This window comes from Chryseobacterium sp., from assembly GCF_008014695.1.
Taxonomy (GTDB): domain Bacteria; phylum Bacteroidota; class Bacteroidia; order Flavobacteriales; family Weeksellaceae; genus Kaistella.
On the sequence record NZ_VOXE01000003.1, the window covers coordinates 399,144 to 413,601 of the forward strand.

14 protein-coding genes are annotated in these 14,458 nt (G+C 39.4%); 8 read left to right on the plus strand and 6 right to left on the minus strand.

Annotation, left to right across the window (positions count from 1 at the left end; translation table 11 throughout):
• Positions 1-89 precede the first annotated feature (89 nt).
• The 8 genes from ccoS to FUA25_RS09740 all read left to right on the plus strand — a co-directional run bounded on the left by ccoS (position 90) and on the right by FUA25_RS09740 (position 7,665).
• Positions 90-290, plus strand: a complete 201-nt coding sequence (gene ccoS, locus FUA25_RS09705; RefSeq protein ID WP_147756711.1) for a cbb3-type cytochrome oxidase assembly protein CcoS — start codon at positions 90-92, stop codon at positions 288-290.
• Position 291: 1 nt separating this feature from the next.
• Entirely contained in the window at positions 292-2,571 is a 2,280-nt protein-coding gene (gene ccoN, locus FUA25_RS09710) for a cytochrome-c oxidase, cbb3-type subunit I (RefSeq protein WP_147756712.1), read from the plus strand.
• Between the two features lie 16 nt (positions 2,572-2,587).
• The gene (locus FUA25_RS09715) at positions 2,588-2,782 is read left to right on the plus strand and encodes a cbb3-type cytochrome oxidase subunit 3 (RefSeq protein WP_147756713.1); all 195 of its coding nucleotides are present in this window, start codon (positions 2,588-2,590) and stop codon (positions 2,780-2,782) included.
• A 20-nt stretch (positions 2,783-2,802) separates the two neighbouring features.
• Positions 2,803-3,681 carry a cbb3-type cytochrome c oxidase N-terminal domain-containing protein gene (locus FUA25_RS09720; RefSeq protein ID WP_147756714.1) on the plus strand — a complete coding sequence of 293 codons (879 nt, stop codon included), beginning with the start codon at positions 2,803-2,805 and terminating at the stop codon, positions 3,679-3,681.
• An 89-nt stretch (positions 3,682-3,770) separates the two neighbouring features.
• A complete protein-coding gene (ccoG, locus tag FUA25_RS09725) occupies positions 3,771-5,222 on the plus strand; it encodes a cytochrome c oxidase accessory protein CcoG (RefSeq protein ID WP_147756715.1) in 1,452 nt (483 codons plus the stop codon).
• A 4-nt stretch (positions 5,223-5,226) separates the two neighbouring features.
• Complete coding sequence (locus tag FUA25_RS09730; protein WP_147756716.1) at positions 5,227-5,682, plus strand: FixH family protein; 456 nt, start codon at positions 5,227-5,229, stop codon at positions 5,680-5,682.
• On the plus strand, positions 5,673-6,416 hold the full coding sequence (locus FUA25_RS09735) for a sulfite exporter TauE/SafE family protein (protein ID WP_147756717.1): 744 nt from the start codon (positions 5,673-5,675) through the stop codon (positions 6,414-6,416). Before FUA25_RS09730 ends, FUA25_RS09735 begins: the two co-directional genes overlap by 10 nt.
• Before the next feature lie 178 nt (positions 6,417-6,594).
• Entirely contained in the window at positions 6,595-7,665 is a 1,071-nt protein-coding gene (locus FUA25_RS09740; protein ID WP_147756718.1) for an acyltransferase family protein, read from the plus strand.
• Positions 7,666-7,706: 41 nt separating this feature from the next.
• On the opposite strand, the gene serS is transcribed toward FUA25_RS09740, so the two are convergent.
• The 6 genes from serS to FUA25_RS09770 form a co-directional block, all read right to left on the minus strand.
• Complete coding sequence (gene serS, locus FUA25_RS09745) at positions 7,707-8,975, minus strand: serine--tRNA ligase (RefSeq protein WP_147756719.1); 1,269 nt, start codon at positions 8,973-8,975, stop codon at positions 7,707-7,709.
• A 96-nt stretch (positions 8,976-9,071) separates the two neighbouring features.
• Positions 9,072-9,569, minus strand: coding sequence for a hypothetical protein (locus FUA25_RS09750; protein ID WP_147756720.1), 498 nt, complete (start codon positions 9,567-9,569; stop codon positions 9,072-9,074).
• Positions 9,570-9,584: 15 nt separating this feature from the next.
• On the minus strand, positions 9,585-10,832 hold the full coding sequence (locus tag FUA25_RS09755) for an oligosaccharide flippase family protein (protein ID WP_147756721.1): 1,248 nt from the start codon (positions 10,830-10,832) through the stop codon (positions 9,585-9,587).
• Positions 10,833-12,476 carry an asparagine synthase-related protein gene (locus FUA25_RS09760; protein WP_185146687.1) on the minus strand — a complete coding sequence of 548 codons (1,644 nt, stop codon included), beginning with the start codon at positions 12,474-12,476 and terminating at the stop codon, positions 10,833-10,835. It abuts the gene before it with no gap.
• An 11-nt stretch (positions 12,477-12,487) separates the two neighbouring features.
• Complete coding sequence (locus tag FUA25_RS09765; protein WP_147756723.1) at positions 12,488-13,309, minus strand: FkbM family methyltransferase; 822 nt, start codon at positions 13,307-13,309, stop codon at positions 12,488-12,490.
• Entirely contained in the window at positions 13,306-14,457 is a 1,152-nt protein-coding gene (locus FUA25_RS09770; protein ID WP_147756724.1) for a glycosyltransferase, read from the minus strand. The genes FUA25_RS09765 and FUA25_RS09770 overlap by 4 nt, the downstream gene beginning before the upstream one ends.
• Between the last annotated feature and the right edge of the window lies 1 nt (position 14,458).

Genomic DNA, 14,458 nt, shown 5'->3' on the forward strand with positions numbered 1-14,458 from the left:
TTTTAAATTGACAAAATTTACCGGATGGTGATGAATATCATTATTTTTGATTAAATTTGGAGCGTTTTATACCTTAAATTTGCATAGAAATGGATATCCTGTATTTAATGATTCTCTGCAGTGTTTCTTTAGCTGTAGTTTTCCTGATCATTTTTATAGTCAATGCAAAGAAAGGGCAGTTTGATGATGATGAATCTCCTGCTGTACGGATACTCCTGGATTCTGAAATTATTAAAGAGGAATCTGAAAAAGAAAAAACAAAAAAATTAGAAGAAAAAGTGATTAGTTAATATGGAAACACAAAAGTTTAGTTATGACAATAGTATAGTGCGTGCGTTTCTTTATGCAACCGTAGTCTTCGGGCTTTTAGGTTTTTTATTGGGACTTACCGCCGCATTAATGCTTTTCTATCCAGAACTTCCGGAATTTTTCTTTGGAACGGATGATGCAACCATCAACAGTTTACAGAGCGGGAATTTGCAGGGGTTAATCAATACGCAGGGTGCTTTCGGCTTCGGTAGAATCCGGATGCTTCACACCAGTATGGTTATTTTTGCCTTTGTAGCCAACGGATTTTTTGCGGGAGCTTATTATTCCACCCAAAGACTGCTGAAAACCAGAATGTGGAGCGATACACTTTCGTGGATTCATTTCTGGGGATGGCAGTTAATGATCGTTTCCGTTGTTATCACTTTTTTAATGGGAATCAACACTTCCAAAGAATATGCTGAGCACGAATGGCCAATTGATATTCTAATCGCCGTTGTCTGGATTATTTTCGGAGTGAATATGATCGGTACCATCGCTATCAGAAGAGTGCGCCATTTATATGTCGCCATCTGGTTCTACATGGGAACATGGGTTGCCGTTGCAATGCTTCATATTTTCAATAATCTGGAAGTTCCTGTATCTTTCACCGGTTGGAAATCTTATTCAGCTTATGCGGGAGTAAAAGATGCTTTGGTTCAGTGGTGGTATGGTCACAACGCGGTTGCGTTTGTTTTAACGACACCAATCCTTGGACTGATGTATTATTTCATGCCGAAAGCTGCCGACAGACCTGTATTTTCCTATAAACTGTCTATTATTCACTTCTGGTCCCTCATCTTTGTTTATATTTGGGCAGGACCTCACCATTTACAATATACTGCGATTCCGGGATGGGCTCAGGCGCTTGCTACCGGTTTCTCCATCATGCTGATTGCTCCGTCGTGGGGTGGGATGCTGAATGGTCTTCTAACATTAAGAGGAGCCTGGGATAAAGTCCGCGAAAATCCGGTGCTTAAATTCTTTGTTGTGGCACTTACATGTTACGGAATGGCGACTTTCGAAGGACCCCTTCTGGCAACAAAATCATTGAATAAAATTGGTCACTTTACCGACTGGGTAATTGGGCACGTTCATATTGGAGCGCTCGGATGGAATGGTTTCATGACCTTCGGGATGATCTATTACCTACTTCCAATCCTTTGGAGAACGAAACTATGGTCTGTAAAATTGGCAAACTGGCATTTCTGGCTGGGAACTTTGGGAATTATTTTCTACGCTGTTCCTTTATATATCGCTGGATTTACCCAAGGTTTGATGTGGAAACAGTTTAACCCGGACGGAACTTTATACTACAAAAACTGGTTGGATATTCTTACTGCTATCCTTCCATATTACTGGATGAGGTTTGCAGGAGGCCTTCTCTACATCAGTGGTGCTATACTGATGGTCGTAAACGTTATTGCGACAGTTAGACAGGGCTCTTTCCAGAAAGAAGTTCCTGCAGAAGCACCTGCTTTGGCAAACGTTTCTAAGAAAAGAAAGGAAGGAGAAGGTTTCCACCTTTGGTTGGAAAGAACGCCTTTGATTTTAACCATTCTTTCATTTGTAGCAGTGGCAATCGGGGGTTTTATTGAAATTGTTCCGACACTGACAATCAAGGAAAATGTTCCTACAATTGCTGCAGTGAAGCCCTATTCACCTTTGGAGCTGGAAGGTAGAGATCTGTACATCAGAGAAGGTTGTAACGCCTGTCACTCGCAGATGATCCGGCCTTTCCGTGACGAAGTAGTAAGATTCAACGGTAAAAATGGTCAGTATTCCAAAGCCGGAGAATTTATTTATGACCGTCCGTTCCTTTGGGGTTCAAAAAGAACCGGACCCGATTTGCACAGAGAGGGGGGTAAAAACCCGAGTTCATGGCATTACAAACACATGCTGAATCCAAGAGTTACATCTGCAGGTTCCATTATGCCTCGTTATCCTTGGTTGATTGCAAATGATTTGGACAGAAGCAATATGAAAGCTAAATTGAATTTGCTGAAAAACACTTTTGATGTTCCTTATACGAAAGCAGAAATTGATTCGGCAGACCAGTGGGCAGACAACCAGGCCACTCATATTGTAAAACAGATCTTCTCTGAAGCTGCCGATGTAAAACAGGCATATGCTGAGAGAAAGGCAACGGAAGGTGCCAATTTTACTCCGCTTGAAAAGAAAGAAATCATTGCACTGATCTCTTATCTGCAGAGGCTTGGTACCGATATTAAAACGACTGAAATAAAAACTGCGAGCACTCAATAATTTTAAAGTTATTATCATGATCCCCCAAAGTTTTAAAGACATTTTATCAAACGGCGAAAATGTTGGTTTTTACCAAACATTGTCGATGCTGATCTTTCTGATTTTTTTCCTCGGAATTATCATCTACGTTTTTTCCCGGTCTAAAAAACATTATGACGAGGAAGCAAATGCTCCTTTAGACGATGATCATACAGAAGAAAATAAACTTTAATTTTTTTAATTAAAACTATCATGAAACAAAGAACCCCCGTTTACGTAACCATCGCAATCATACTGGTGATCCTTTTCATCTTGTATTATATGTTTGTTCAGAATTCTTCTTTCATTGCATCGCCATATTTTTGGGGAACGGTAATCATTACCGTAATTCTGGCCATGATCCAGAATGCGCTTGGAGATTTGATCGAGAATGACCGATTCAAAAAACTAACGGATCTTGAGAAAGCGGAATATATTAAAGAGAAAAACACGCCTTATTTTAAAAGACTGTACGAAAGTGCTTTCAAGAAACAAACGGCTACAGAAGAAAAAGATATCCTTATCGATCATGGTTTCGACGGGATTATGGAACTGGACAATCAGTTGCCGAAGTGGTGGCTTGGCTTATTTTGGTTCGGAGTGGCATATTGTGTGATTTATATGACCTCCTATTTCCTGACGGATTTTGCCCATCAGAAACAGGAATATGATGAAGAATATGTTGCGCAGACAGCTTCCGTTGCTGAATACATGAAAAATGTTCCGCAGGCTACTATTGAAACTGCAGAATTTAAGGAAGACGAAGTGGAAGCAGGGAAAATCGTGTTCCAGACCAACTGTATCTCCTGTCACGGAGAAGGTGGTAAAGGAGGCATTGGACCGAATCTTACAGATAAATTCTGGATCAACCAGCCAGAAAAGACCCTTTTCAAAAATGTATTCTATATGGTTGAGAACGGTTCCCCAAATAATCCTGCGATGCAGCCTTGGGGAAAAAACGGAGTGGTTTCAGGTAACGAGATTCAGCAGGTTGCAGCCTATGTTTACCACATCAATCAGGAACAGCCTCCTATTACACCAGCTCAGGGTGGTGCGGCTCCTCAGGGAACCGAAGCCAAATGGGAGAAATAAAAATTTAAAAACAAATAAACTTGAAAACATAATGTGTTATTTTAGAAATTAAGATAACAGGTTATGTTTTTTTGGTAAAATACATATCGATGACTGAAGAAGAAAATGTTTTCAGAGGAGGGCAAGGACAGGTTATAGAAGCAGAAACGTTCCGGGATTCCGTTGGCACCATGGAGCAGTCCGGTAAACGGAAGTGGGTATTCCCAAGAAAACCGAGCGGAAGATATACCGACTACAGAACAATTGTTGCGGTGGTGTTGCTGGCTTTATTTTTTGGTTTACCTTTTTTAAAGATCAATGGCAATCCTGCACTTCTCATCAACGTGCTCGACCGGCACTTTTTTATATTCGGGCAGCCTTTTTACCCTCAGGATTTCTTTATTCTGGCTCTGGGAGCCATAACTTCCATCATATTCATCATTCTTTTCACTGTTGTTTTCGGAAGGATATTTTGTGGGTGGGTCTGTCCCCAGACTATTTTTCTTGAAATGGTCTTCCGTAAAATCGAATATCTGATTGAAGGAGACCGGAATAAGCAGATGAGACTTGACAGGCAGGAATGGAATACCGAGAAGATCTGGAAACGCAGTCTTAAATGGTCTGTTTTCGTGATTATTTCCCTGGTTATTACGCACTGGATGTTTATGTACATCGTGGGGCATGAAGAAGTCTTTAAAATGGTTCATGAGGGACCTTTCAACAACTTCAAGAGTTTTCTGGCGATGATCCTCTTTTCGGCTGCTTTTTACTTCACTTTCGCCTGGTTCCGGGAGCAGGTCTGCACAATGGTGTGTCCGTACGGAAGATTACAGGGAGTTCTCATCGATAAACAGACCATCAACGTTTATTATGATTTCAAAAGAGGCGAGAACCGCTCAAAATGGAGAAAAGGAGAAGACAGAAAAGCGAATGGAAAAGGCGACTGTATCGATTGTCACCAGTGCGTGGTCGTGTGCCCAACCGGAATTGACATCCGAGACGGTCAGCAGCTCGAGTGTGTAAACTGTACGGCGTGTATTGACGCGTGCGACGAAGTAATGATCAAAACAGGCTTGCCGCCTGGATTGATTCGCTACGCAACCGAACAGGAAATTGAAGAGGAAACGCCGTTTAAATTTACTGGAAGGATGAAAGCCTACACGGTGGTATTGGTGCTTATGGTTGGTTTTTTAGGATTTTTGCTTAATAACAGAGGTTCTATGGAAGCCAAATTCATAAAACCCGCAGGATCTTCATTTTTTGTGAGAGACGGTAAGATCAGCAATACTTATAATTATACCTTTCTAAACAAATCCAACAGCGATCAGGTGGTCTCCATTAAGATCATAGAACCTGCTCATGGTGAAATCTCCCTGAGTGGCAGCGGTAAGATTATTTTGAAAAAAGATGAAATGACGAAAGGAACCGTTAATGTAAGTTTTCCTGAAAAAGAAATGAAGCTCTCTAAACAAAATGTGAAAATCGGGGTGTATGACCAGAAGGGAGAACTTTTAGATACCTTTGAAACATATTTCGAAGGTCCGTTTAAACTGCAATTTTAGAAATATGTTTAAAAAATTCAGCTGGGGTCATGGTATTATCCTCGCACTCGGCTTATTTATAGCGTTTATTTTATTCCTGATTTTTTTCTTTGCCAATGGGATGAAGAATTCTGAACTGGTCTCCGATAATTATTATCAGGATGAACTCGCGTATCAGGAAGTGATTGATGCCAAACACAATGCGGAGAAAATATCAGTAAAGCCTGCTTACAGCCAGCTTCCTGAAGGAATCAGGATTACTTTCCCGGAAAGCATCAAAGTAGATGGCCAAAAAGTAAGTTTTACCCTTTTCAGAACAGATGATTCCAACCTTGATCTGAAAAAGGAGGTAACCCTGAATGCGCAGAAATCATTCCTGATTCCCAAAAAGGTAATTTTTTCAGGTTCTTATACCCTGAAAGTCCGGTGGTACGAAAATAAGAAACCTTATCAACTCGATTACGACGTTCTATGGAAATAACACTCATTCTTTCAGCATTGGTTTTGGGATTTGCTTCCGGTTTCCACTGCATCGGAATGTGTGGTCCTATCGCTCTTTCATTGGGTCTTACCAAAAAGCAGGCGGCCAATTTTTATCTTCAGAATCTTACCTACCAGTTCGGCAGAATTGCAACGTATTCCTTTTTGGGAGCTTTGTTAGGAGTCGTTGGTAAAGGGTTTGCCTTAGCTGGCTTTCAGCAGTATTTAACAATAGCTGTTGGAGTTCTCCTGATTGTAATGGCTCTTTTCTCTTTTGGAGGAAAAGATTTTGCCTCAAAAATCCCTTTTCTATCTACATTTTTATTCAAAGTAAAGATGAATCTGGGTAAACTGCTCCGCAAAGCAGATTACCAGTCTCGTTTTGCGACCGGAATTTTAAACGGATTTCTGCCCTGCGGAATGGTGTATATGGCCTTAACTGCGAGTCTGGCTTCCGGAGGAATTTGGGAAGGTGCCGTTTTCATGGCTCTTTTCGGCCTCGGAACTTTACCTTTTATGTTTGCGGTGGTTCTGGCCGGAAGTCTTGTGACTCAGGCTTTCAGGATCAAGGTGCTGAAATTCGTTCCGGTAATGATGATTATTCTAGGCGGACTTATTATTCTTCGGGGCCTGCAGATCGGTATTCCTTACATTTCTCCACAAAAAGAAGTTTTACAGGTCATCCATAACGATTCCGCGGAGCATCATCAGGGAAATCATGCCACCTGTCATTAATAGAAAACCACTGAATTTCAGTGGTTTTTTATGCGCTGTTAAAGCTTAATTAATAAAGTCATATTGTTCGTAAACTGCGATTTTTGCAGAAATTTATTGGCGTTTTCTGTATATTTGAAAATGCGGTAAATAAATACCGGAACAAATCAATTTTTACAACCAAGCTGTAAATTAATTAATGAAGTATTTAAAAGGACTGGATACCTTAAGAGCATTGGCGGCTTTTATTGTTGTATTTGACCATTTGGAATTAATTAAACAATCCAATAAATTGTACAATCTTGTAGATCACCCGACAGTAATTTATCCTGATGGTCATTTATCGGTTATGCTTTTTTTTGTGATAAGTGGTTTTTTAATTACCTATCTTTTATTGGTTGAGAAAGAAAAATACGGCACAGTTAGTATTAAAAATTTTTATATAAGAAGAATTTTAAGAATATGGCCTCTATATTACATGGTCCTGTTCCTTTCCTATGTTATTTTTCAGCCCGATTATTCCTTATTGAGAATTATTTTACCTACTCTTATTTTGCCAAATATTGCTTACGCCTTTAATGAAGTTTGGGACGTGAGCCCTCAAATATGGTCTATTGGAGCAGAGGAGCAGTTTTATATTTTCTGGCCTGTCATTTTTCTTTTCATCATTAAAAAAAAGACAGTACAATATTTTCTTCTCTTGATCATAGGTCTCACAATTTTACCCTATTTTCTCAAATTTGTAAACCTGATATTTATTAACAGCAATGAGGTTTATAACGTAATTACGAGGTTTTTCTATGGAACAAAGTTTAACAGTCTTATTATGGGCGCTCTTTCTGGCTTCATCTACTTTAAGAATAGATACAGAACTGGCTTTCAGAAATATAATTGGCTCAAAATAGCAATTACCTTCCTCCCATTTGTGCTGTGGTTTTTTCAGTTCAGATTAAACCATTTAAATGATGATTTTTATTCCTTACTATTTTCATTTTCTGTCTTTCAGATCGTCGGCAATTCAAAAATAAAAATTGATAATCCTGTAACGAAATTTCTGGGCAGAATTTCTTACGGTATCTATCTTTACCATTGGATTATTATTGTATTTTTAGTGAAATATATTCCAAGAACAGATAATGTCGCGCTGTATAATTTGATCTTATACTTTTCCGCAATTTCAATTACGGTTATAATCTCCTGGTTATCATTCGTTACGTATGAGAGATATTTTCTCAATATGAAAAAGAAGTATGAAATGCACAAACCGTAATGGGAAAGAATTCACAACTGCTGATAAATGATAACTTCGCTTTAATTAATCACGTCAAATTTTGTGTAGGCTGCAATTTTTGCAGGAATTTTAATCCCATTTTCGGTTTGATTATTTTCCAAAAGTGCGGCCATAATTCTCGGTAAAGCCAAAGCAGAGCCGTTCAGGGTATGAACGAGCTGTGTTTTTCCGTCGCTTTTAAATCTGCATTTCAAACGGTTTGCCTGAAATGTTTCGAAATTGGAAACAGAAGAAACTTCCAGCCATTTTTCCTGAGCAGCGCTCCAAACCTCAAAATCGTAAGTCATGGATGAAGTGAAGCCCATATCTCCTCCACAAAGCCTTAAAACCCGGAAAGGCAGTTCAAGGTCTGTTAAAAGTGATTTAACGTGCTCAACCATCTCTTCGAGGGCGGCATAAGAGTTTTCGGGCTTTTCCAGCCTTACAATTTCCACTTTTTCGAATTGGTGGAGTCTGTTCAAACCACGAACGTGAGCGCCGTAGCTTCCGGCTTCCCGTCGGTAACATTGGGAAAATGCGGTATTTTTTATAGGGAGGTCTTTTTCGTCGAGCAAAACATCGCGGTATAAATTCGTTACGGGAACTTCCGCCGTCGGAATCAGATACAGATTGTCTTCATTTGCAAAATACATCTGTCCTTCTTTGTCCGGAAGCTGCCCGGTTCCGTACCCTGAAGCTTCATTTACCACATGCGGCGGATTGACTTCCAGATAACCTGCATCGGTGTTTTTATCCAAAAAATACTGAACCAAAGACCGCTGCAGCCGCGCTCCTTTTCCGAAATAAACCGGAAAACCTGCTCCGGCAATTTTAACGCCGAGTTCAAAATCAATTAAACTGTATTTTTTTGCGAGGTCCCAGTGCGGAATGGCGCCTTCGCCCAAACCTTCCACATCGTGAGACTGAAAGATGATTTCATTATCTTCTGCTGCAGTTCCTGCCACTACCTTTTCATGAGGGATATTCGGAATAAGGTAAAGGATTTCCAGCAGTTTTGCTTCAGCATCCTTTAATTTTTGCTGAAGTTCCTGGGCATTTTCCTTGAATTCTGCTGTCTTTGATTTAGCAGCTTCGGCTTCCTCTTTTTTACCTTCCTTCATCAGAATACCGATTTCTTTCGAAATTTTATTCATCTCCGCCAGATTCTGGTCAAGGGCGAACTGGTATTTTTTTCTTTCATCATCAACTTCGATGGCGTTATCCACCAAATCCAGCTGCTTGAAATTCCTCTTGTTTAGACCCTGCAGAACGCGGTCTTTGTTTTCGCGCAAAAAATTAACCTGTAACATCGTAAAATAATTGATAATTGATATATGAAGTCCGAACGCTCTGTCGGCCAGTAAAGTGTGGCAAATTTACAATTTTAAAATTTCCCGAACCGAAATTTATTTCTGGATTTTAATGATATTGGGTGCTCCCTCTACTTTCGTGAAAGACAGAACACCGTTATACCAGACTTTTGAAATCTGAAAAAGTGTTGATGAGAAATGATATTGAAGAGTGAGGGTATCATTCGTGATGACCTGAGTGGAATCATTGATTTTTTTGGTAAGATTCAGGGCGATTTTTGATTCGTAGGTTTTGGAATCGGCGGTGGAGTCAATTCTTATTCTTCTCGCTCCTGCAATATATTCCAGATAACTGTGGAGGTCGGCATCTTTTTTAATGCTGAAAGGGGCCGGTGCGTTGTCGGTAAGCCCGTTGATATCGTTCATCGCCACATTGATGTATGCCCCGGGGAGAGTCGCATCAAGCATATCAGTTCCTGCAGAGTCAATGTACAGTTGAAGCGTCTGATCGATCCGCTGAATATCATCATCATTTCCTCGGCAGGAAAGCAGCAAAAAAAGGACGGTGCAGAAACCAAAAAAAGCATTTTTCATAAAAACAAAGATAATTTATTTTAAAGATTTCAGATACTGCAGGAACGCGAAAAGCAACAGTACCCCGGAAATTAACATGCTTACCGTCAAACTTAAAGCCATTCCCCTGATTCCTGCTTCCGGAACCAAAAACCAGGAAAAGAGCAATAAACAAAACAGCGTGAAAGCCGAAACCGCAGTATTGATCTTCATTTTTCCAACGGCGGAAAGCATATTTCCATAAAGATTCCGCAAAAGCATGTTGAAACAGAAACCGGCCAATAACAAGGCGAAAATCAGTGAATTATCCGTATATTTTGCACTGAAAAAAAGATGCAGAATATCTTCCCTCCAGAGAAAACCAACGGCGAAAATGATAATCGTGAGCGGAATAAAAATCCTGTAATAATTGGAAATATACCGCTTCAGGAAGTTTTTGTCCTTATAGTTCCGTGCCAAAGAAGGGAAATCGCTTTGCATAAAAGTCAAGGCGAGAAAAGTGATATTGGCCGGAATCAGAATGGCCACTTTGTAATTTGCCACCGCATTTTCATTGGTGAGGAAACTCAGAAAAAGAACATCAGCAGAAAAAAGCATATCCGATAGCAACGCGGTTGCAGAGGCGTGAAGCCCGTAATTCCAGATTTCCTTTTTCTTAAAACTAAAAATTTCGTTTGAATAATCGAATAAGTCTTTTCTGTACCAAAAGAAGCAGAGAAAAGGGGTTGCTGCCATCGCGATAAGGTATCCGTGCAGTCCGCAAAAATAAGAAAGCGTAAGAAGAAGGATGAGTCCTGAAATATTCACAAAATTGCTGACGCGTGCAAAGCCTCTGTTGTTGCCGTTAATTCTGAGATCCGACTGAATGTGGTTGAGAAAGAAGAAGCCAGCGAGCCGCACTCCAAAAAAAAGAAACATCAGCAGAATATCTTCATACTTTTTTATGAAGAAAAAACTCACAGCCAGAAAAACAATACTCAGTAACATCTGATAACGGAATCCCGTAACCAGCAGGTATTTGGAGAGTGCTTTTTTGCCGGAAGACTCCTCGGCCAGCGAACCGAAACGCAGCAAACTTTGCTGGCTTCCGAAGCCGCTGAACGGAGCAAAAATGGCAAACACAGATGCCACAATGCTCACCACGCCAAATTCATTTTCCGGCAGAAGGCGGATAATAAATAATGACCCCAGAAACGCACAGAGTTTTGCAATCAGAAGCGAAAGGAAGACGTGTTGACCCTTGTTCTGTATAAAGCTTCGCAAAAATTCCTGCAGGTTTTTCACTTAAAAATAGAGTTTAAATACCGATAAAATATTTACAGCCTGGGATTTTGAATAAAAATCAGGAGAATCGAAAAGTACCAGAAGGTCTGCTGATAATTCAGGATAGGCCTGCACGCGATGAAGATTTTCCTCAAAATATTTCTGATAATATTTCTGAATTTCGTTATCCTGATCAAAATAGTACTGATAAGGATACATGCTCGATTTTTGAGGGGTCTTAAGGATTTTATCGTGTACGATTTTAAAACCTCTTTTCACCACCTGATCACCAAATGCTGTTTTCCATTTAGCATCCGGTTTCATTAGCGTGCGTTCCCACCGGTATTTTGTAGCTTCAGGACAATGCTTTGCAATCCAGTCTAAATAAAAACGTTGCTTAAATTTCCATTTTTCGGGGATCGAAATGGCCATTTTCAACATTTCCTTCGTCATGAAAGGTGATGTTTGATATGCGTATTGCTGAATTACTTGCGCTCCTAAGACCGTTTTATTGCACGCAACATTCCTGAGATAAAATAATTCTTCCGATTCGTATAAATTTTTGGCATCGTCAAATGAAGTTCCGACTTTCGATAAAAAACTCCTGTTGATTATTAGTTTTTCTCCCTCAGGTTTGCGCCGGTAAGGAACTAAATTGAATCCGCCCAATATTCCGTCGCCTATTGCTCCGCCATGAACGATTTTAAAATCGGTCTCAGCCAGCCTTTCAAAAGCATAATTCACGTGTATTCCACCTGTGTAAAGACCACATCCTTCAGATATTTCGGTTAGTTTATCGATTTCTTTCAGGTAGCTGCCTCCATCTAATGGCTGAAATTCATATTTTATTTGGAAATCTTTGGCAATTTTTCTGGATATTTTTTCATCAAGATAGGAGGACTGTGAAAAACAGAAAGCGGTGTCAGGTTTTTTATTCATTTTAACGGCGTACAGCATTGCCGTTCTGCTGTCCAAACCGCCACTGATCAATGCAAAATGTTTTGATCTGTACTCGTCATCTTTACGATATTCAGCCTTGATATTTTCAGCAAACAGTTCATGGATTTCTTGGATAGCTTTTTCCTTGGAAAGAGCCCAATATGATATGTTTTCAAGAGAAAAATATCCTTTTTCTTTTATAGAGTGATTTTCGAGGTCTATTTCTATATAATGTCCATCCAGAACTTTGAATACATCGCGGATTGGGGTAGCGTTTTCGAGCATGCTACCAAAACTAAGCAACTGATAAATATTCTGAATGTCAGGAGTGGGATTTATCCCAGTAGTTTTCAGACTAGTACTCAGCCGTACGAGATTGCTGTCAATGAAAATTACATTATTTGTTTTGGCATAAAATACCCTTTGGGTAGCGGTTGGGTTGGTAAATACAAAAATCCTTTTTCTTACTTTATCCCAGATATATCCGCGAAATTCGCCTTCCAGTTCATTGATGCACTTTTCCTTTTTTTCAGTATAAAATTTTAGAAACAATAAACTAAAATCGTTGAAATAGTACTCTTCGAGTAATTTTTTTTTGTTGAGGATGACGCCTTCAACAGCCATTTCAACTCCGTCATTTTCCACCAAGAATGAATCATAATTTTCAGCTGAAAATAAGGTCTTTACTTTTTTATCTTTTATTTTTAAAGAAAATCCTGAATTCATTTGGTTGTCATTTAGCATACTGTGCATTCAAATAAGGCATTGTAAGAATTTTCATTCTGGCTGAGAACCAGAGTTTTCCCGTAATTGAAATTGTCAAGAATATCCAGAATATCAGACTCTGAATGACCTGTGGACTCTAAAGCTTCGCTGTTAATCTCAATTAATAACTTTGGAGAAAACATCCTGAGAATATTCGTCATGCCTTGGAGTGCTTTAAATTCCCCTCCTTCAATATCCATTTTAATGAAATCTATGCGTGTTATCTCATTTTCAGTGGCGTAGTCATCAAGACTCAGCGCAGAAACTTTTAATGTTGAAGTGAAATTTTTTAGATAAGCTGAAGCCATGCCCAAATTCCTTTCATTTTCATTGTACTTAATTTCTAACGTTGATTTCCGGTCTGAAATGGCCAGATTTTCGGTAATAATATTACGGAAATTATTCGTCTTCACATGCTTCTCGAGAATCTTATAGTTTGGTAAATAGGCCTCGAACGCATAAATTTTTCCGCGTTCACCTAAAACCACTGATGCATTCAGGGAGAACAATCCTATATTCGCACCTATATCAATAAAAACATCGCCTTTCCTGAGAGTCTGATAAAGAAAATCAATTTCCGGCTTTTCATAATCGCCTAGGAAATAAATCTGCTGCTGAATCCAGTCTTCCAGATCCAGATTTAACTTTATGGAATTCCTGTAGAGTATCTGCTTCCGAACATTCTTAAAAAGGTGATACGGACTGAAAAGATGCTGGTGAAACCCAAAATACTTCTTCCTGAAATAACCGATTTTAAAAATGTTCCGCCAAAAATTCGCTATAATATTTCTCATGACAGATTTTGATTTACAGGATTCTTCAAAACCTCATCATAAACAGCGGTGAAAGCTTTCCCGATACTCTGTTTCGAAAAATTTTCAAGAACAAAATCCCTTAAATTAGTGGGATTCTGAAACATCGCCTGGTCTTTAATGAAAGATTCCATACTGGTATACAGTTCAGATTCATTGTTTTTCTCAATTAAAATACCGAAACCGGGTTTTACGAATTCAGGAACTCCGCCTACATTCGTCGCAATTACAGGTTTTCCGCATGCATAGGATTCCAGAATAACGCATCCCTGCGTTTCATTCTCACTGAAAAGAATGAAACAGTCAGACTGTTGCATTTTTTCAGCCACCTCCTGGTAAGAAATGGCATCAAACACGTTAATATAGTGGTCGGCTTTTCGTCTGTGAACAAGCTTCCGAAGAGTTTCCGTATCGCCATCGCCACCTATTTCCAGTTTGACCGCGTATCCGTTTTCGTGTAATTTTATAACGGTTTCTATAATTTTGTCAGGCTTTTTTCGGGGAATTAAACTCGACAAATGAAGAAAATTAATTTCGGACTCCCTTTCTTTGTTGGCGATCGTAAAAACCTCTGTATCAACCACATTTGAAATTACTTTCATAGGGGAAATAATTCCTAGTTTTTTCAATCCAGATTTTAGATTTTCGCTGACCGGCAGGACATATGAGGCCTGGTTGGCGATAAATGCCGCGGTTTTTTTTATGATGGCCGAAGTTTTAGGATGGTTTTCGGTCTGAAGTGATGTCCAGTGTTCCGTGATAACGAAAGGAATCTTGTATCTTTTTTTGAGATAAACAGCAAAAAGCATCGAATTGTGCAAAACATTTGCATGAACAAGTTCCGGTCTCTGCATTTTTGAAAATCCTTTTTTATATGCATTCATTCTTCGAAAGAAATTCAGGATCGGATTTCCGGTGTTTTTATAGTAAACAATTAAAGTACGGATGTCATTAATACTCTGATCGTCAAAAAGATAAATTTCCTGCTGGTTGAAGTCGCCCATGGCATGAAGGATTTCCACATCCTGAAGTTTTGAGACCGCTTCGGCATGGCGCTGCACAAAATTGCCGTTTGTAGGCTCCAGTTTATTGGGAAACCATGACGAGATGAAAAGTATTTTTTTTCTCAAA

Coding starts and splice junctions, on each gene's coding strand:
- ccoS (WP_147756711.1), top strand. CDS start 90: ATGGATATCCTGTATTTAATGATTCTCTGCAGTGTTTCTTTAGCTGTA.
- ccoN (WP_147756712.1), top strand. CDS start 292: ATGGAAACACAAAAGTTTAGTTATGACAATAGTATAGTGCGTGCGTTT.
- FUA25_RS09715 (WP_147756713.1), top strand. CDS start 2,588: ATGATCCCCCAAAGTTTTAAAGACATTTTATCAAACGGCGAAAATGTT.
- FUA25_RS09720 (WP_147756714.1), top strand. CDS start 2,803: ATGAAACAAAGAACCCCCGTTTACGTAACCATCGCAATCATACTGGTG.
- ccoG (WP_147756715.1), top strand. CDS start 3,771: ATGACTGAAGAAGAAAATGTTTTCAGAGGAGGGCAAGGACAGGTTATA.
- FUA25_RS09730 (WP_147756716.1), top strand. CDS start 5,227: ATGTTTAAAAAATTCAGCTGGGGTCATGGTATTATCCTCGCACTCGGC.
- FUA25_RS09735 (WP_147756717.1), top strand. CDS start 5,673: ATGGAAATAACACTCATTCTTTCAGCATTGGTTTTGGGATTTGCTTCC.
- FUA25_RS09740 (WP_147756718.1), top strand. CDS start 6,595: ATGAAGTATTTAAAAGGACTGGATACCTTAAGAGCATTGGCGGCTTTT.
- serS (WP_147756719.1), bottom strand. CDS start 8,975: ATGTTACAGGTTAATTTTTTGCGCGAAAACAAAGACCGCGTTCTGCAG.
- FUA25_RS09750 (WP_147756720.1), bottom strand. CDS start 9,569: ATGAAAAATGCTTTTTTTGGTTTCTGCACCGTCCTTTTTTTGCTGCTT.
- FUA25_RS09760 (WP_185146687.1), bottom strand. CDS start 12,476: ATGAATTCAGGATTTTCTTTAAAAATAAAAGATAAAAAAGTAAAGACC.
- FUA25_RS09765 (WP_147756723.1), bottom strand. CDS start 13,309: ATGAGAAATATTATAGCGAATTTTTGGCGGAACATTTTTAAAATCGGT.